The organism is Thermodesulfovibrio sp. 3907-1M (assembly GCF_040450955.1).
Taxonomy (GTDB): Bacteria; Nitrospirota; Thermodesulfovibrionia; order Thermodesulfovibrionales; family Thermodesulfovibrionaceae; genus Thermodesulfovibrio; species Thermodesulfovibrio autotrophicus.
Map to the genome: position 1 here is coordinate 202,620 of NZ_CP144373.1, position 14,524 is coordinate 217,143.

24 protein-coding genes are annotated in these 14,524 nt (G+C 32.9%); 10 read left to right on the forward strand and 14 right to left on the reverse strand.

Annotated features, from left to right (window positions below):
* Position 1 precedes the first annotated feature (1 nt).
* Positions 2-292, reverse strand: coding sequence for a hypothetical protein (locus V4D30_RS01075; protein ID WP_353684408.1), 291 nt, complete (start codon positions 290-292; stop codon positions 2-4).
* A gap of 55 nt (positions 293-347) precedes the next feature.
* Positions 348-2,300, reverse strand: coding sequence for an AAA domain-containing protein (locus V4D30_RS01080; protein ID WP_353684409.1), 1,953 nt, complete (start codon positions 2,298-2,300; stop codon positions 348-350).
* Between the two features lie 372 nt (positions 2,301-2,672).
* Between V4D30_RS01080 and V4D30_RS01085 the strand changes: the two genes are divergently transcribed.
* Positions 2,673-4,349 carry a DEAD/DEAH box helicase gene (locus V4D30_RS01085; RefSeq protein ID WP_353684410.1) on the forward strand — a complete coding sequence of 559 codons (1,677 nt, stop codon included), beginning with the start codon at positions 2,673-2,675 and terminating at the stop codon, positions 4,347-4,349.
* Here the strand turns inward: V4D30_RS01085 and V4D30_RS01090 are convergent.
* The 6 genes from V4D30_RS01090 to V4D30_RS01115 all read right to left on the reverse strand — a co-directional run bounded on the left by V4D30_RS01090 (position 4,336) and on the right by V4D30_RS01115 (position 7,438).
* Positions 4,336-4,542 (reverse strand): YgiT-type zinc finger protein, encoded by a 207-nt coding sequence (locus V4D30_RS01090; protein WP_353684411.1) that lies wholly within the window; start codon positions 4,540-4,542, stop codon positions 4,336-4,338. The genes V4D30_RS01085 and V4D30_RS01090 overlap by 14 nt on opposite strands.
* 7 nt (positions 4,543-4,549) lie before the next feature.
* On the reverse strand, positions 4,550-4,963 hold the full coding sequence (locus V4D30_RS01095; protein ID WP_353684412.1) for a hypothetical protein: 414 nt from the start codon (positions 4,961-4,963) through the stop codon (positions 4,550-4,552).
* A gap of 15 nt (positions 4,964-4,978) precedes the next feature.
* Positions 4,979-5,911: a ParM/StbA family protein gene (locus tag V4D30_RS01100; protein WP_353684413.1), complete on the reverse strand. Its 933-nt coding sequence runs from the start codon at positions 5,909-5,911 to the stop codon at positions 4,979-4,981.
* A 14-nt stretch (positions 5,912-5,925) separates the two neighbouring features.
* Positions 5,926-6,657 carry a hypothetical protein gene (locus tag V4D30_RS01105; protein WP_353684414.1) on the reverse strand — a complete coding sequence of 244 codons (732 nt, stop codon included), beginning with the start codon at positions 6,655-6,657 and terminating at the stop codon, positions 5,926-5,928.
* Complete coding sequence (locus V4D30_RS01110; RefSeq protein ID WP_353684415.1) at positions 6,657-6,995, reverse strand: hypothetical protein; 339 nt, start codon at positions 6,993-6,995, stop codon at positions 6,657-6,659. The genes V4D30_RS01105 and V4D30_RS01110 overlap by 1 nt, the downstream gene beginning before the upstream one ends.
* A gap of 236 nt (positions 6,996-7,231) precedes the next feature.
* Complete coding sequence (locus V4D30_RS01115) at positions 7,232-7,438, reverse strand: hypothetical protein (protein WP_353684416.1); 207 nt, start codon at positions 7,436-7,438, stop codon at positions 7,232-7,234.
* Positions 7,439-7,724: 286 nt separating this feature from the next.
* On the opposite strand from V4D30_RS01115, the gene V4D30_RS01120 reads away from it, so the two are divergent.
* On the forward strand, positions 7,725-8,057 hold the full coding sequence (locus V4D30_RS01120) for a hypothetical protein (protein WP_353684417.1): 333 nt from the start codon (positions 7,725-7,727) through the stop codon (positions 8,055-8,057).
* Between the two features lie 19 nt (positions 8,058-8,076).
* Here the strand turns inward: V4D30_RS01120 and V4D30_RS01125 are convergent, their stop codons facing one another.
* The 3 genes from V4D30_RS01125 to V4D30_RS01135 are packed head-to-tail and all read right to left on the reverse strand — an operon-like array spanning position 8,077 to position 8,862.
* Positions 8,077-8,313, reverse strand: coding sequence for a hypothetical protein (locus V4D30_RS01125; RefSeq protein ID WP_353684418.1), 237 nt, complete (start codon positions 8,311-8,313; stop codon positions 8,077-8,079).
* A complete protein-coding gene (locus V4D30_RS01130) occupies positions 8,310-8,603 on the reverse strand; it encodes a hypothetical protein (protein ID WP_353684419.1) in 294 nt (97 codons plus the stop codon). Before V4D30_RS01130 ends, V4D30_RS01125 begins: the two co-directional genes overlap by 4 nt.
* Positions 8,578-8,862, reverse strand: a complete 285-nt coding sequence (locus tag V4D30_RS01135) for a hypothetical protein (protein WP_353684420.1) — start codon at positions 8,860-8,862, stop codon at positions 8,578-8,580. The genes V4D30_RS01130 and V4D30_RS01135 overlap by 26 nt, the downstream gene beginning before the upstream one ends.
* Positions 8,863-9,065: 203 nt before the next feature.
* On the opposite strand from V4D30_RS01135, the gene V4D30_RS01140 reads away from it, so the two are divergent.
* A complete protein-coding gene (locus V4D30_RS01140) occupies positions 9,066-9,338 on the forward strand; it encodes an HU family DNA-binding protein (RefSeq protein ID WP_353684421.1) in 273 nt (90 codons plus the stop codon).
* Positions 9,339-9,356: 18 nt separating this feature from the next.
* Here the strand turns inward: V4D30_RS01140 and V4D30_RS01145 are convergent, their stop codons facing one another.
* The gene (locus V4D30_RS01145; protein WP_353684422.1) at positions 9,357-9,527 is read right to left on the reverse strand and encodes a hypothetical protein; all 171 of its coding nucleotides are present in this window, start codon (positions 9,525-9,527) and stop codon (positions 9,357-9,359) included.
* Between the two features lie 296 nt (positions 9,528-9,823).
* Here V4D30_RS01145 and V4D30_RS01150 point away from each other — a divergent pair, with 296 nt between their 5' ends.
* The 7 genes from V4D30_RS01150 to V4D30_RS01180 all read left to right on the forward strand — a co-directional run bounded on the left by V4D30_RS01150 (position 9,824) and on the right by V4D30_RS01180 (position 12,379).
* Positions 9,824-10,231: a hypothetical protein gene (locus tag V4D30_RS01150; protein ID WP_353684423.1), complete on the forward strand. Its 408-nt coding sequence runs from the start codon at positions 9,824-9,826 to the stop codon at positions 10,229-10,231.
* A 48-nt stretch (positions 10,232-10,279) separates the two neighbouring features.
* Complete coding sequence (locus tag V4D30_RS01155) at positions 10,280-10,510, forward strand: DUF1599 domain-containing protein (RefSeq protein WP_353684424.1); 231 nt, start codon at positions 10,280-10,282, stop codon at positions 10,508-10,510.
* Complete coding sequence (locus tag V4D30_RS01160; RefSeq protein WP_353684425.1) at positions 10,489-10,821, forward strand: hypothetical protein; 333 nt, start codon at positions 10,489-10,491, stop codon at positions 10,819-10,821. The genes V4D30_RS01155 and V4D30_RS01160 overlap by 22 nt, the downstream gene beginning before the upstream one ends.
* Before the next feature lie 52 nt (positions 10,822-10,873).
* Positions 10,874-11,239 carry a hypothetical protein gene (locus V4D30_RS01165; protein ID WP_353684426.1) on the forward strand — a complete coding sequence of 122 codons (366 nt, stop codon included), beginning with the start codon at positions 10,874-10,876 and terminating at the stop codon, positions 11,237-11,239.
* 14 nt (positions 11,240-11,253) lie between these two features.
* Positions 11,254-11,442 carry a hypothetical protein gene (locus V4D30_RS01170; RefSeq protein WP_353684427.1) on the forward strand — a complete coding sequence of 63 codons (189 nt, stop codon included), beginning with the start codon at positions 11,254-11,256 and terminating at the stop codon, positions 11,440-11,442.
* On the forward strand, positions 11,414-11,644 hold the full coding sequence (locus tag V4D30_RS01175; protein ID WP_353684428.1) for a hypothetical protein: 231 nt from the start codon (positions 11,414-11,416) through the stop codon (positions 11,642-11,644). Before V4D30_RS01170 ends, V4D30_RS01175 begins: the two co-directional genes overlap by 29 nt.
* 234 nt (positions 11,645-11,878) lie before the next feature.
* The gene (locus tag V4D30_RS01180) at positions 11,879-12,379 is read left to right on the forward strand and encodes a hypothetical protein (protein ID WP_353684429.1); all 501 of its coding nucleotides are present in this window, start codon (positions 11,879-11,881) and stop codon (positions 12,377-12,379) included.
* Between the two features lie 31 nt (positions 12,380-12,410).
* Here V4D30_RS01180 and V4D30_RS01185 read toward each other — a convergent pair whose 3' ends face one another.
* Positions 12,411-12,608 carry a helix-turn-helix transcriptional regulator gene (locus V4D30_RS01185; protein WP_353684430.1) on the reverse strand — a complete coding sequence of 66 codons (198 nt, stop codon included), beginning with the start codon at positions 12,606-12,608 and terminating at the stop codon, positions 12,411-12,413.
* Positions 12,609-12,640: 32 nt separating this feature from the next.
* Complete coding sequence (locus V4D30_RS01190; RefSeq protein ID WP_353684431.1) at positions 12,641-14,467, reverse strand: ATP-dependent helicase; 1,827 nt, start codon at positions 14,465-14,467, stop codon at positions 12,641-12,643.
* Positions 14,468-14,524 lie beyond the last annotated feature (57 nt).

Below are 14,524 nucleotides of genomic sequence, written 5' to 3' on the forward strand. Positions count from 1 at the left end.
TTTATGATAAATAGAAGGTTAACAAAGGCATAACGGGTTGAGCAGGTAGAGGCATTTTATCAAGTTTTTCTTTTATAGATTTTCCTATCTCTTTTAATTTTTTTAACTGTTCGTCAGTCCACTTTATTTTCTTTATCCCTTCATATTTTTTTATTGTACTAAAATCAAGAGATTCACCTTTTCTGGATACATATAACATGGGTTCAGTTTCGAAATACACGAAATCAAGTAAGGCAGGTAATGATTCAATTCCCCATTTAGACCACAGTCTATTTAAATAATTTTCAAGCATTGTATCTATATCGGGCTCTTCAGGTGCTTCTAAGAATAACTTTTTTATAGATTTTTCAGATGATATAGGCTCTGTTTTTTAGTGCGTATAAATATAAAAATTCGGATGCAAGTAGAAATAAATTTTTTGTCTTTTCGTAGTTTGATTTCCAAAACTTAAATATACCTGCTTTGTCATTTATCCATTTGAAATGTTCACACTGTTCTATTTCAGCTAATTGTTCTTTTACTTGTATTAAATTGAAAGACAGAAGATAAGTTTTTAAGTTTTCTATAGTTTCTTCATTAACAAAAAAGTCATGAGGCAAAGGTTCTTCAATGAAATTGATCAACTTCTCAATTTCTGGCATGGAGTTTTTAAAAACTTTACAATTTAGCAACTCTGTTGGGTTAAAGCTTAACATTTCAAAAAGTTTTCTATATTTAAGTACGAAATTTTCAATTAATATCTTGTCTTTATTAACAAAAAGAGAAAGTATTTTTTCTATAAGCGTTTTATTCTTTAGTTTTGAAGAAAGTCTTAAAAAATCTTCGTAAAATGTAGAAAACTGTTGGGAGTTTTTTAGTTCTACAAGTTTAGTTTTGTCTAAATTCATGTTCAGAATTTGTTTTTCCCATTTTTCATACCGGTCTATAATATCTACCAAAAGCTTTAAGTTATCTCGGGCATGAAGTTTATATTTTTCTTCAAAATTTATTATTTTTTTTGTTATATCATTTATAATTTTATCTATATCCGAAGTGTCATAATTTAAATCTGATAGTTTTGAAATTTCTATTAACATTTTATTTTTTAGATCGCTATATTTGTTTTTTAAATCTTTCAGTGTATTTAAAGAATCCATAAATTCATAATAATTTTGCAATATTTCTTCTTTTAAATTCTGGTATTTTTCCTCAAGTTGTTGATTCCATTGTATGTTTTCAAGATGCGTGATGAAATTGCTTACTTTTCCTATAGATGCTGATATATTTTCTTTTTTACCACCAATAAAGTAAAAGCCATCGTTTGTGTAGATAGGGAGTTTTTTTAGTTGAGGATTTTTATCAGCATCGATAAACTCTCTAGCGGCGTTTTCAACTGCCTTATTTGCAGTTGAGGCTACCAAGATAAGGGTTGAATAATCTTCCCCGCCTTTTGCTATATTTATAGCTCTTTCTGTAAGAATGTTAGCAATGATAGACATTAGAATTGTTGTTTTGCCTGTTCCAGGAGGCCCCTGAACTGCAATAAGATTCTCTCCTTTGGCAAGTTTTTGTAACAGTATTCCCTGCCCATGGCTTAACTCAAAAGAATGAAATGTTCCATACCAAATTGTATCATCCGCTTTGTTGTAGTCTTCAAAACTTATCTGCTGCTTTTCGTATAAATATCTGTATGCCGCAGAATTAGGAAACTTTTCGGGATCAAATTCATCTTTTTTAAGGACATTTAATTGTTTCTTTATCTTTACGCTTTCAATTATTTCTAATTTGCTGTCAAGAATTATGAAATCTTTGTTCCAGAGTTCAAATTTACCAAAGGGATAATATACTTTTAACGTTCTTTTACAGTAATCTTTAAGATTTAAAAAAGCAGTAGCAAAATCAAGGTTTTCTACTTTTTCTTCCTTGAGAAGCTCTGTAACTATAAAAGTAAGAAGTGGCTTTTTAGTATCAAGACTGTCAAATTCATCAATATCCATTTTAAATATATTGATAAATACGGGTTTACACACAACAAAGTTTGTAAGAGTAGCAGTATTAAAGCAAAAGCTATAAAAATTGTTATTTCCGTTTGATTCAAATATTGGCATTATAATATCACCAATCTTTGCGGAAAAGTTTAAAACAAAAAGAGGGTAGTAATAGTAATCATTGTTTGAAATTTTTTCTCTGATAATTGGGAAAAGACAATAGAAAGTTTCTTCTCTGTCAAAATCATCGTCTAAAATTCTTTTTATTTTTTCTTTTATATCTGATTCTTTTTCGTTGAATTCATTATTAGAAGTTTTATTTTTTTTGGTCAATAAAATTATTTATTTCCTGTGAGTTTTTCACTGTTTGCGTAACTATATGTTTTATATAGTCAAGATTGTGGAATTTTATAACTAACTCTGTACCATTTGATTTTATCATGCTGTTTATAATATTTAAGTCATTATAGTAAGTGTCATGTGGAACATTTTTTTCATTAATTTTTAAATTAACTAATTCCTCTAATCTTATATATTCAAGCCACGCATTGATTAAATCAGAGTGCCTAAGCAATGTTTTACCTCCGTGGAAGGTGATTTATGCATAAATATTACTCATATAAAGAATTTTTTTTCAAGAGTAATATTTATTAAATGAGAGTAAAAAGGGCTTTTTCAAGTGCCATTCGCCCTGTTAAGGAAAAAGTGTACTTTTTCATCCCTTACAATGAAAGTATCATTTCTCTTTTTAAGCAACACAAGCTCAGATGGTCTCCAGAGTATCGTGCGTGGTATCTTGATTTAAATTATTTCTCATCTGTAGAAAATTTTATTGAGTCAAACAGTCAAATATTAAACCTTTATCCTGAAGAAGAGGTTATTTATCTTACGCAGTATCTTAAAGACTATTACAACAAACTCAACAATGTTATAGAGTTAAGCAGAAAAGCAGATACAAACTTCCCTGTTCCTGTTCCTCAGGGTCTTTCCTATTATCCATATCAGCGTGCGGGGGTGGAATTCCTTGTTCGCAAGAAAAATGTTCTGCTTGCAGACTCAATGGGACTTGGTAAAAGCATTCAAACAGCTGGCTACTTTAACTGGCTTTTGAAACAAAAAATCTACCCTAAAGCATTGGTAATCTGCCCTGCATCAGTAAAATACAATTGGCTTAAAGAATTAAATAAATGGCTAATTGAACCTTTAAAAATTGAAGTTGTTGAAGGTAAAAATGGATTCACTCAGGAAACTGCTGTTCATATTTACATTTTAAATTACGACATACTGAAGGATAAGCATTTTTACAACCTTAACTGCATAGTGCTTGATGAAGCTCACTACATTAAAAATCCTGAAGCTCAAAGAACAAAGGAAGTTGTGAGAATTTGTAGAAGCAACCCCCACGCAAAAATCATCGCCCTTACAGGAACTCCCATGCTTAACAGACCTGTGGAACTTTTCCCGATTCTTAATTTGTTATATCCTGAAAGGTTTAATGATTTCTTTAAGTTTACTTTCAGATACTGTGCGGCACATAGAAAAGAAATACCGACAAAGCAGGGAATTAAAAAAGTATGGGACTTCTCTGGTGCATCAAACGTTGAGGAACTTGGAAGAATTCTAAGATCAACTGTAATGCTCAGAAGGGAGAAAAAGGATGTTCTCAGAGAATTGCCAGATAAAATTAGAACAGTTGTCCCTGTTAAACAAACTGTAAGCAACAGTTTCTTATCCCTTGAAGAAAGAACAAAAAACATTATAAACCAGATTCAGGAAATAAATAAGAAAATAAAGCAAATAAAGAAAGAAAACAACAAAGAACTCTTACAGCAACTGAAAGCTGAAAAACTCCGCATACGCTCTGTTGCACTTCCATTAATAAACGAATACAGAAGAATGGCTTTTGAGGAAAAGAAGGATGTCATCGTGCAATTCCTTGAAGACACCCTTAACAATGAAAAAGTCGTTGTTTTTACACATCACAGAGATGTTGCAAAATTTTTCGGAGAAACATTCCATCATCTCAAACCACCCGTTCTTACAGGGGAAACATCTGCAAGGGATAGACAGGCAATGGTTGAGTATTTTCAGTCTGGTAAATCTCCTCTGTTCATAGCTACAATCATGGCTGCTGCTGAAGGCATTACACTTACTGAGGCAAGTACCGTTGTTTTTGCTGAATACGAATGGACTCCTGCGAAAATGCTACAAGCTGAAGATAGACTCCACCGTATCGGGCAGAAAAATACAGTCAACAGTTACTGGTTTGCACTGGTTAACAGTATAGATGAAATGTTCATCAATAAAATAGTGGAAAAACTTGAAATCCAGAAAAGTGTAATGATGGATAATGAATCTGAAGAAATTTTTATGATGGTTTAAAAATTTTTCTCAGTTTCTTTCCAGACTTCTTTAAAGTTTTTCGATCAACAATAGACATTCCACATGTATTGCACTCATAAATTACATAATTAGAAATAGTTACAGATTTCCTTTTACAGAAAAGGGTTTCATTTTTAATTTTCCTCTCCATTATTCCATCTTTGCAGAAAAGACACTTTTTAAATTTTTGCATTTTTCAATTAAAAAACACTAACAATTTTTTCAACTTCATCATATTCAACAACGTCCTTTACAATTCTTCCCCAGACTGCTATCTCAACTTCAAGGTTCTGTTTATTTACAGTTTTTACAATTCCTACTAATCCCTCATATTGTCCTTTAACGAATTTTACCGTGTCTCCTGCTTTAAATCCTGCAGAAGGAGTAACAACTTCCACAAGAGAATTAAACCCTTTAAGAAATTTTTTGAAATCATCAACAATTTCAATATGAAAGTGTTTTTTTATCTCTTGAGGGATAAACTTTTGAGGGTCTTTCATAGTGATAACTGCCTCTGGGAATTCAGTATCAAAAACCAAACAATTTTCTTTTAATAAAAGACTTTTTAAAATTTTAATGTATTTAGCGTTTTTAGCATAAACAAGAAATGCCATATAGTGAATATTACCTTATAACTGTTGCAAGTAAATTTTATACCCTCTTGCATTTGCAAATTGAGGCTCATCAGGGATAAAAGCTCCCTCTATCATATCCTTAACATATACAGCACCACCACCGGTTATAACAATAGCTGAAATGGAATCAATTTCAAAGTAGTTGTTTTTAAGCGTAATTGAATACTCCTTTATTCTTCTTGCCAGTTCAGGGATATAAAATTTTTCAAGAACATGTTGAGCGTCAAACTTATACTCTTTACCAAAATATGTAAAACTTCCCTTTTTTAATATTGACTCTGCAAGTACAGGGGTTATAAATTCTCCGTACTTTTCTGAAAAATCAGAACAAATCCTGCTTAATAAAAGTTCCATCCCTGAAGGATAACTCTCCGAAGCTCTGGGAATAAACTTGCCTTCTTTTATGAAGATCATATCCACTGTGTAATAACCAATGTCTATTACAATTACATCCTTATCCACAAATTCAGGGTTGTTATATACAAAATCAATGTAAGCTCCCACTCCTTGCGGGACAAAAGCTACTTTATCAGGAATAGGGATAAAATTTTTGTTTATTGACAATTCTGCTCTTTCAAGATTGTTTCTGAGCAGTATTGTTTTTCTTTCGTTATAAAGGGCAGGGGGCAATCCAAGTGCTATACCTGATAAAACAGAATTGGTTTTCCTGTATATTTCATTCAAACAGTATCCAATTATCGCATAGTAAGACTCACTACCGACAAAATCTTTGGTTACCTGCATTCTGGGTAAAGCATCAGGACCAACAAGGTATCCATTGCCATTCACATACACAACATCAGGAGACTTTCCAAATACTTTCTCAGAATGAATGTAAGGTTCCACAGTGGTTTTAAAAATGAATTGACCACCATCATAAACGACCTTTGTATAACCGTAGCCTATATCAATTCCTGCAAAACTCATTAAGGCATCCTCCTTTATAAAATTTTTTTAATAATGCTTTTTGAAAAGAAACTTTTCAGTATATTGAAGCTGGAAAAATCCATGTAAATAGTCTCAAGTTCGTTGCCCGATATTTCAATTTGCTTATTTTTTCTGTGGTTAATTAATTTGAAGTAGTTTGTGTAGTAATCTTTTTTCCAGCCAGAAGTGTCTTCTCTTTTTAATATTCTATTTTCAGGAATTATTTCTATATGCGGAAATTTCCTGAAAAGCAGGCTTTTTGTTTTCTCGTAAAGTTCTTTCAGTTTAAAATCTATCTGATACTCATTATATTCAACCCCGTGCAGGATCGCATCTCCTGTGCAATAAAATAAAACCTTTGCTATTGCAGTTCTGTGATTTCCCTCTCCTGAAATAAAAATTTTGTCATTTATTTTTGTGTAATGCATTACAGGTTCTTTTTTTGTTTTCTGAAAGTAGTAGTCAGGATTTTCAGCTAAAAGAGAAAGGTTTAAGGGCATTCTCTTACCTGCTTTAAGCATATCTATCCATGTTATTCCTATGTAATCAGGATGAGCAGTCCCTTTAACCTGAAAAACATTTACAGACTCAGAGTTTGACCAGTAATGGTAGGTTACAAACTTTTCCAGAGAACTTATTTCAGGATAAGGTTCAATGGTTTCATTTAAGAGACAGTTCTGTTTTTTTATCCATGCTATTACATCATCAGTATTGTTGGCTATAAGAAGATGTGGCTTTTCTAACATTAAAAACCTCCAAAGAGCTTAGAAATATTTAACCTTGTTTTTTCTTTATTATTAACTTCCTGATTATTAACTTCTTGAATATCAACTGCTTGATTATTAATTACCTGATGATTTTGAACAGGAGTCTCTTGTTTTTTATTGTTGATATTTACCTGTTCGGATAAATTTAAATTTTTACTTTGAGATTGAGTTAAGACATAGTTCACCAGATTTGAACTCACAATCCTCACCACTTCAACCAAAAATTGAGACCTAAAAGCTTTAGGGACTCTTTCAATAATTTGAATAACATCCAAATCTGTTTCGGTGTCTAATGTGAATTTAAATGTCTTTTTCATAGTTATATATTACTTTTGCAGTCTTAAGATTAATTGTAAATGCAGGTAAAGATAGGGTAAGGATAAGGTAAGGATTGATAAAGATAGGGTAAGGGCGGGTAAAGACCGGGTAAGGACTTTTTTAATCATCTTTTATTGAGGGAAAGTGCTTTACCTATACTTTACCCGCCCTTACACATACTTTAACTGTCTTTACCTATACTTTAGCAATCCTTATCTGAGTTCTAAAGACCGGGTTAGGACTTCTTGAAGAGTTTTTGGGTTAAAAATTCTTTTCTTGGTGTCCCTTGAGGGTAAAGGTATAAATCATTATTTTCAAAGACCCAAATTCTGCCACAATTGATACAAATAAACATTTTTGAAAAATATTTTTTAGGTTTCTTACCATTAGCTAAAGCCTTTTCTGGATTATAGCGTTTAGGAATGTCTAACTTATCTGCCATATACAGAAATCCATCACAACGGGGACAGCGGAAAGAAAAATCATAATCACCATTTTTTCGCATAAAACCCCCTTTGTTTTTAGTTTTTTGGCAAATTAATTATTACCTCATAAAGCAAAGAGTAATATATAAATAGCACTAAGTTAAGTAGATCACTCGAACAATACCCTTTCCCCTCCGAAGGGTTTTTCTCCCATTAGGGAGAAATTCATTCCTTCTGGAGGGCTTAATTTCGTAAATAAGCCGCATTAGCGGCTCAAAAATAAAACCTTCAGGAGGAAAAAAAATGGTTGAAAGAATTGAAAACTTAAGAAAACTTTTAAGCAGTCTTTCACTCCCAGCAGAGAAAGCACAGGAAATAATTAACAATGAACCGCTGTTCTTCTACATCAATACCAGAAAATTCGGGTTCACTTGTTTGATTGGAACAATTACCAACAGTGCATCACGCAAGGTCTTTGAATATTTTGAAGCATTTCAAGAATTTGGGGAAGTGGATATTCAAGATAGTGGGATTGCAAGAATTGTAAAAATTTATGGAGTTACAGAAGATTTAGAAAAAATTAAAGAAATAGTTATGACTATCAAAAAAACCTTAAAAAAAGAAAGGGGGATTTAATCCCCCTCTTTTCTTTATGTTATTTTTTCTCTTTTTTTCTTTTATATCTATCCAAACTCACTATTTTGCATGTATGGATATGTGAACCACTTAACATATATTGCTTAAACAGATTCATAATTTCCCTTTTCTTTTCTCCTACAATTTCCTCTCCATCTCCATTAAAAAGTCTGCCATCAGGGTTATCAGGATTCCAGTCCCTCAAAAAGTCTGCCAGACCATTATCGTTAATATTATTAACATTTCTTGTTTTCATCTATCCTCCCTATTTATTTCATTTACAAATTTTAAAAATTCCTGTAAATCCTGTTTGGCTATTTTTTCTGCTTCTTCCAGGGGATAACCATCCTGAAGGTATGCTTTCAGTAATTCCATCTCTTGTTCCTCAGGGGTAGTATTCTCATCTCCAAGATTTATTATCCGATAATAGAATTTATCCTCAAGCATCTTTTTAACCAATTTTTTTTCTATTTCGTTGGGTTTATATTTAAAAGCACTTTCTGCCATCATTAACTCTCTTTTATTCCCTGAAAAGTCTTTCTTCAATTTTTAACCACTCTCTGGCTTTTTTCTCTGCCACATCTGGAGGGTAGCCTTCCTTGAGAAATCCTTCAAAAAGTGCCATCTCTTCTTCCTCTTCTGTCATTGTTTCATCTGTTATAACTATCGCACTTGTTATCGGTTCACCGCTTTCTCTCGCAGCATTCAGTATCTGGTTCAAGATTTCCTGACATGTTATCGCTGCACGAGGGTCTCTTTTTTTCATTTCCTGAAGTACTTTATAATTATCAGCTCTTTCAGCCATGATTGACCTCCTTGGTTTATTTTAAAAAAGCTATGCTCTCTTTTTTATTTTACTTCTTCTTGTCAAAGATCAAATATCTTATTTTTATTATATACAATGCATATACCTATGTCAAGCCCTTTATTTTTAGTTGACAATTCAAATAAAATCTGTTATTGTTATCCATAACCCTTTGATTTTTCAATGAAAGGAGGTGAAAAAATATGACAAAAACTGAATTAATCAGTGCTGTTGCAAAGAAAGCTGATTTAACAAAAGCTGAATCTGCAAGGGCTATTGATGCTATTGTTGAGTCAATAACTGAGGCTCTCAAGAAAAACAATAAAGTCAGCCTTGTAGGATTTGGAACATTTTCTGTTGTACAGAGAAAAGCAAGAAAAGGCAGGAATCCCAAAACAGGAAAGGAAATTAAAATCCCTGCAACAAAAGTACCAAAATTTTCAGCAGGTAAAAGCTTGAAAGAGGCTGTTAAATAGCTTTTTCACACGGGCAGGTCATTGCCTGTCCGTGTATTCCTTTATTATCCTTGCAAATGCTTCTCTTGCCAGCTCTGTAACTGTTCTTCCTTGTTTCTCTGCGATTGCCTTTAGTTGCTGAGCTATTTCTTCTGTAACGTTGATGTGCAAAAGTATAGGTCTTTTCCTTGTTGGTTTTTGTTTTTTCATATAATCATTGTATATGCAAACTGAAGTTTTTTGCAAATTTCTACCAAAAAGTAATAATATAATAAAGCCGGAGTTCAGTAGGGGCTGTCCGAATAAAAAATCAGGTTAGCCTTAACAGGCTTTTCTCTTTTCACCTTTCTTTGTCTCATTGAGTAGGGAGCAATCCCGAATTTTTTTTGAACCTTCCGCTCAGAAGGGAAGGAGGGTTTTATGATTTTTTGCACATTTTAACACTTTTTTTTTGACATAACATATAAGTATTTATATGTCTATCAATCAAACAGGGGGTGTTTTTTATGAAAGTTAAAAATTCTGCTCTCGTTGACCTTATCCTCTCCTATCAGGAGAAAGAGCGTTTGTACATCTTATTGGATATTCTTATCAATCTCTCAGAACAGGAAAGGCGTGCACTTTTTAAAAAAGTTTTCTCTGCACTTCCTATTAGGGAAAGGAAAAAGCTTTCCACTCTGTTAACAGGGCTTACGATAAGCAATGCCCGTTGGAGTCGTATTAACAATTGGATGGAAAAGACATTGACCAACAATTTCTCGCTTACACCGTACAGGGTAGCCATGATTGGAATGAACTATTTCAGGATGAATCGTAAGATGAAACCGTTTATGATAGCACTGGCGAGGAAAGTGAAAGCAAGGGTAAGGTACAGACTTAATGGGAGTAATACAAAAGCAGATACATCAAAGTAGGCTTACCGAATAAAACCAATCCATCAAAATCTATTCAAGGAGGTCAATATGCTTAAGAGAGAAATTTTAAGTGCAATAGCGTCTGAAGTTCAAACGCTGTTGCTGAAGAAGAACGCTGATTATGGTAACAGTTATTTTGAACTCAGGGAAGAATTTGGAGAAATAGCGTTCATAGTAAGACTTGTTGACAAAGTGGCAAGACTGAAGACATTGATGAAACAGGATGCACGAGTAGAAGAAAGTAAAAAGGAGGGAGCATGGGGTACATTAGGATATTAAAGAGAGACGCTAAGAAAATACTTTTAGATGATAGTATGACATACTTGTTTTTGCTGAATAAACAAAACAAAGGGAAAATTTTGTATATAAAAACTGAGGCTCTAATTAGTTTTTTGGAGGCAAATGGCATAGAAATAACAAATGAAGAACTAAAAGATTTAGAAATGAAATTAAAGGAAGAAAGAAAAAAATGGTGGCATAATTATAGAAAAATATTGTATCAGAGGAATCAAGTCAACAAAAGCACACTTAAAGGACAACCCGAAGAAAAAGATAAAGAAAAAGTTGAAGAACTGGAATGTGTAGTATAAAGACAATTTATTAAATATAAAAATCAAAAAAAACTTAAAAGGAGGTTTTTGTATGCAAAAAATTATTGAAATAGAAACAAAAAAATTTTCTATAAACAGACAAATAATTTGCGACATGTGCAACAATTATCTTTATACAGACTCTTACGAAGCAGAAAAAATTTATGCGGTATTTTGGGTTGAACGAGGTGGTAACATTTATTTAGAGAAATATGTTTGTGAAAGTTGTTATAAAGAATATTTTTCTGACAAAAAAACCATTCCATTCAACGAAAGTCCTAAACCTTTTCAGAGAGCACTAATAAGAGATTTAAAACGTAATTGGTATGGGGTAATAGTTTCTCTCAATTCTGTAGATGATTTTAAACTTTTACAAGAGAACCCACATTTATTGGAAGTATTAGGAGAAAAGTTTTAAGCAAGGAGGTTAATATGCTTACCAAAGAGACAATAAAAGAAATAATAAAAGAAAGTCCTCTGATTGTTTTATTTACCCCGCAGGAAGTAGAAAATGTTGTTGAAGAAATTTACAACAAATATATCAATGTAAACAAAACTGATGTTGACACAACAAATTTAAAAGGAGGAGAGCATGCAACTTTTTGGTTTCCATGTAGATGACATTATAGAATTAGACGAAGGTTTTGATCGTAAATGTGGTTATTGTAACTGGGAGACTTCAGTTTTCTACTGGCTTGCAGATTCCAGAGAAGAAGCGATACAGGGAATAAAAGCAATTTTAGCCTTCGGTGGTTCACCCCTTTGTGGTGATTGTATGTGTGAGCTGCTGGTTGAAGAAGGATATGAAATAACAAAACAATAAGAGAGGGGTTTATCCCCTCTCTATGTTGTCAAGAATTTAATGATTTTTTATGGGGGTACAGCATGGATGAAAGAATTTCATATATTATTAGAGAATATGTAGAAGAAGACTCTTTCTTTACTCTGTTGAGATTGCTTAAGGTACCAAAAAATTTATAACCAAAAAAATAAGCCAAAATTTTAATTATCTTTGGCTTTTTTTATTGTTATATAAAAAAACAAAAAAGGAGGAAATATGCATAGCAGAGTATTTTGTTTTGCAAAAAATCTTGATGAAATAAGGGATATTTATGATTCAATTTCAGAGGAAGACATAGTTGAAGAAATTAGAGGAGTTGATTATGCAGTGGTAACGGATGAATTTGAAGGTGATATAAGATGGCTTGCAGAAGTGTATGAAATACCGGAAGATGACATAAAAATTGAAACATATGAAGTAGATGGTGAAAAAATAAAAATAGCCAGAATAAAGGTAAGGCATCTACTTGCTGCTCTTAAAAAAGAAAGGGGAAGAAGATTTGAAGCCATTTGTAAGGAACTTGAGAAGGAACATCCAAGTTTATTTGAGATAGCCCGTAAAGCTTATCTTGAGAAAGGGTTTTACGCATACATTCCTGACTGGGGAATAGAACCAATGTTCATAATTCCTGAAATCGTAAAAAAGTATCCTTCCTATTTTGAAAATAATTTTAAGGAAGAAGTTTACATTTATAAAATTTTTGATTATCATTTCTAAGCAACAAAGGAGGAGAGGATGGATATAAAAGTTAGTCATCTATAACAGCAAGATGAACCCCTAATGAATGCAAAATTACTTTTGCAGTATTTTTTGACGTTCTTATGCTATTTTCAAGAGACGTAACGTATGAAGTTGTTATACCAACTTTTTTAGCCACTTGTTCTTGAGTTAACCCTCTTTTTAGCCGAGCAAATTTGATAATACAAGCAAGCCTTTCAAATTCCATATTTCTCTCCTTTTTTTTTGAATTCTTCTATTTTATATATATGCATTTTTTATATAATCAAAAAATTTCCCCGGAGCTGACCCCTGTCTGCTGCCAAATCTTTCCCTTGTTTTACAGGCACTGAGGAACAGATACTTTTTTGCCCTTGTTACTGCAACGTAAAAGCATCTGACTTCCTCATCAAACTCACATCTGACATCAGGGAAAATACCTCTTTCCAGCGAGGGTAAGAACACGGCGTCAAACTCAAGTCCCTTTGCTGTGTGAACAGTCATCAGCTTGACTGCCTGTCGTTCGCTTCTGTTTCCATTGTAAAGAAGAGTATCATCAATGAAATCCTTAAGACTTTTATATCTCTTTAACAAGACAAAAAGTTCTTTTATGGAAGCAAACCTGTCCTCACAATCGTCTTTGAATTTTTCTTTAAGGTAATCAACATAGCTGGTTGTTTTAACAACTATATTTAAAGCCTGAGCAGGATCATTTAAGAATCCCTGAAGATACTCTATAAACCTTACAAAACTTAAGAGAGCATCCCTTTTGTTCCCTTTAGCTGTGTTTGCATAAACCTTTGTTGCTTTAAGGTAGTCTGTTTCGTTTAACTCTGCTATTTGCTTTAAAGTTTTTTCTCCTATCCTTCTTGGTGGCGTTGTGATGGCTCTCTCAAAGGAAACGTAATCCGATGGGTTATAAGCAAACTTGAGATAGGAAAGAACATCCCTGACTTCAGTTCTTTTAAAGAAATCGTAATCATCCACGTCGTCAAGTAAAATACCTGCTCTGGCAAAAACTTCTTTGATTGCAGGCTTAATGTATCTTGCCCTTACAAGTATGGCAATCTGAGAAAGTGAGAAACTCTCAGTCAGTGCTTTAACATTGTTTAAAATCCATAATGCCTCAGAGTGTTCATCCTCATGGAGAGCAATTTTTACTGTACCCTCATCGGTTTTTGTGTTCTTCAATTTAACAACAAGTGACTTCCATTTTTCGTCTATCAATTCTGAAACAGTATTTGCAACGTGAAGAACCACTTTACAGCTCCGGTAATTTTCCTCAAGTTTTATAATCTTTGGATTAAACTCATTGATAAACTTCAAAATATTGTCAACAACCGCTCCTCTGAAACCGTAAATACTCTGCTGTGGGTCTCCAACTGCTGTAATGTTGCCATTCTTTGTTATGCTTTTTACGATGGAGTATTGAATTGGAGACGTATCCTGAAACTCATCTATAAGAATGTAATCAAACATATATTTAAAGTAGTTACTTATTTCAGGATTTGCAAGTAATTTATATGCAAAAAGCTGAATGTTGTCAAAATCAACGGCATTGCATTGAATGAGTGCGGATTCGTATGTTTTGTAAATTTTCAGTTCCCTGTAATCCTGAAAAACGGAATCATTTATCTCTCCGTGTTGTTTGAGGTATGAAATTCTTTTAAACAGATTTAGAGCCTGGTCCTGGTCAAAGTAGTTGTCCTTACAAACTTTCTTAAACAGTTTAAATGCCTCATCTTCGTCATAAACAATGAAATCAGGTTTAAGTCCGTTGTTGAGAAACTTTACAAAACTTCTTACTATCTTGAGGCAAAAACTGTGAAAAGTGGAAATCCATCTTGACTCAACTCCTGTATATTTAAAAACTCTCTCTTTCATCTCATTGGCAGCTCTTTTCGTGAAGGTGATGGCAAGAATTTTATGTGGGGGATAGTTGTTTTCAATCAAATAAGATACCTTATGAGTGATGACTCTTGTTTTACCACTTCCTGCACCTGCAAGAACGAGGAGAGGTTTTTCGGTAAAACGAACTGATTGCAGTTGAGAATAGTTAAGTTCCGCTGTTTTATAAGCTGTTTTCACTAATAAATATTACTTTTGCCTATAAAATAGAGGTAAGTGTGAAAAAATTTTGCATTA

What these genes read in the sequence shown, in the direction of transcription:
- V4D30_RS01120 (WP_353684417.1), top strand. Translation starts at nt 7,725, where the DNA reads ATGGTTGAAAGAATTGAAAACTTAAGAAAACTTTTAAGCAGTCTTTCA.
- V4D30_RS01145 (WP_353684422.1), bottom strand. Translation starts at nt 9,527, where the DNA reads ATGAAAAAACAAAAACCAACAAGGAAAAGACCTATACTTTTGCACATC.
- V4D30_RS01110 (WP_353684415.1), bottom strand. Translation starts at nt 6,995, where the DNA reads ATGAAAAAGACATTTAAATTCACATTAGACACCGAAACAGATTTGGAT.
- V4D30_RS01075 (WP_353684408.1), bottom strand. Translation starts at nt 292, where the DNA reads ATGCTTGAAAATTATTTAAATAGACTGTGGTCTAAATGGGGAATTGAA.
- V4D30_RS01105 (WP_353684414.1), bottom strand. Translation starts at nt 6,657, where the DNA reads ATGTTAGAAAAGCCACATCTTCTTATAGCCAACAATACTGATGATGTA.
- V4D30_RS01150 (WP_353684423.1), top strand. Translation starts at nt 9,824, where the DNA reads ATGAAAGTTAAAAATTCTGCTCTCGTTGACCTTATCCTCTCCTATCAG.
- V4D30_RS01175 (WP_353684428.1), top strand. Translation starts at nt 11,414, where the DNA reads ATGCAACTTTTTGGTTTCCATGTAGATGACATTATAGAATTAGACGAA.
- V4D30_RS01160 (WP_353684425.1), top strand. Translation starts at nt 10,489, where the DNA reads ATGGGGTACATTAGGATATTAAAGAGAGACGCTAAGAAAATACTTTTA.
- V4D30_RS01170 (WP_353684427.1), top strand. Translation starts at nt 11,254, where the DNA reads ATGCTTACCAAAGAGACAATAAAAGAAATAATAAAAGAAAGTCCTCTG.
- V4D30_RS01180 (WP_353684429.1), top strand. Translation starts at nt 11,879, where the DNA reads ATGCATAGCAGAGTATTTTGTTTTGCAAAAAATCTTGATGAAATAAGG.
- V4D30_RS01100 (WP_353684413.1), bottom strand. Translation starts at nt 5,911, where the DNA reads ATGAGTTTTGCAGGAATTGATATAGGCTACGGTTATACAAAGGTCGTT.
- V4D30_RS01165 (WP_353684426.1), top strand. Translation starts at nt 10,874, where the DNA reads ATGCAAAAAATTATTGAAATAGAAACAAAAAAATTTTCTATAAACAGA.
- V4D30_RS01155 (WP_353684424.1), top strand. Translation starts at nt 10,280, where the DNA reads ATGCTTAAGAGAGAAATTTTAAGTGCAATAGCGTCTGAAGTTCAAACG.
- V4D30_RS01115 (WP_353684416.1), bottom strand. Translation starts at nt 7,438, where the DNA reads ATGGCAGATAAGTTAGACATTCCTAAACGCTATAATCCAGAAAAGGCT.
- V4D30_RS01090 (WP_353684411.1), bottom strand. Translation starts at nt 4,542, where the DNA reads ATGCAAAAATTTAAAAAGTGTCTTTTCTGCAAAGATGGAATAATGGAG.
- V4D30_RS01095 (WP_353684412.1), bottom strand. Translation starts at nt 4,963, where the DNA reads ATGGCATTTCTTGTTTATGCTAAAAACGCTAAATACATTAAAATTTTA.
- V4D30_RS01125 (WP_353684418.1), bottom strand. Translation starts at nt 8,313, where the DNA reads ATGAAAACAAGAAATGTTAATAATATTAACGATAATGGTCTGGCAGAC.
- V4D30_RS01185 (WP_353684430.1), bottom strand. Translation starts at nt 12,608, where the DNA reads ATGGAATTTGAAAGGCTTGCTTGTATTATCAAATTTGCTCGGCTAAAA.
- V4D30_RS01140 (WP_353684421.1), top strand. Translation starts at nt 9,066, where the DNA reads ATGACAAAAACTGAATTAATCAGTGCTGTTGCAAAGAAAGCTGATTTA.
- V4D30_RS01135 (WP_353684420.1), bottom strand. Translation starts at nt 8,862, where the DNA reads ATGGCTGAAAGAGCTGATAATTATAAAGTACTTCAGGAAATGAAAAAA.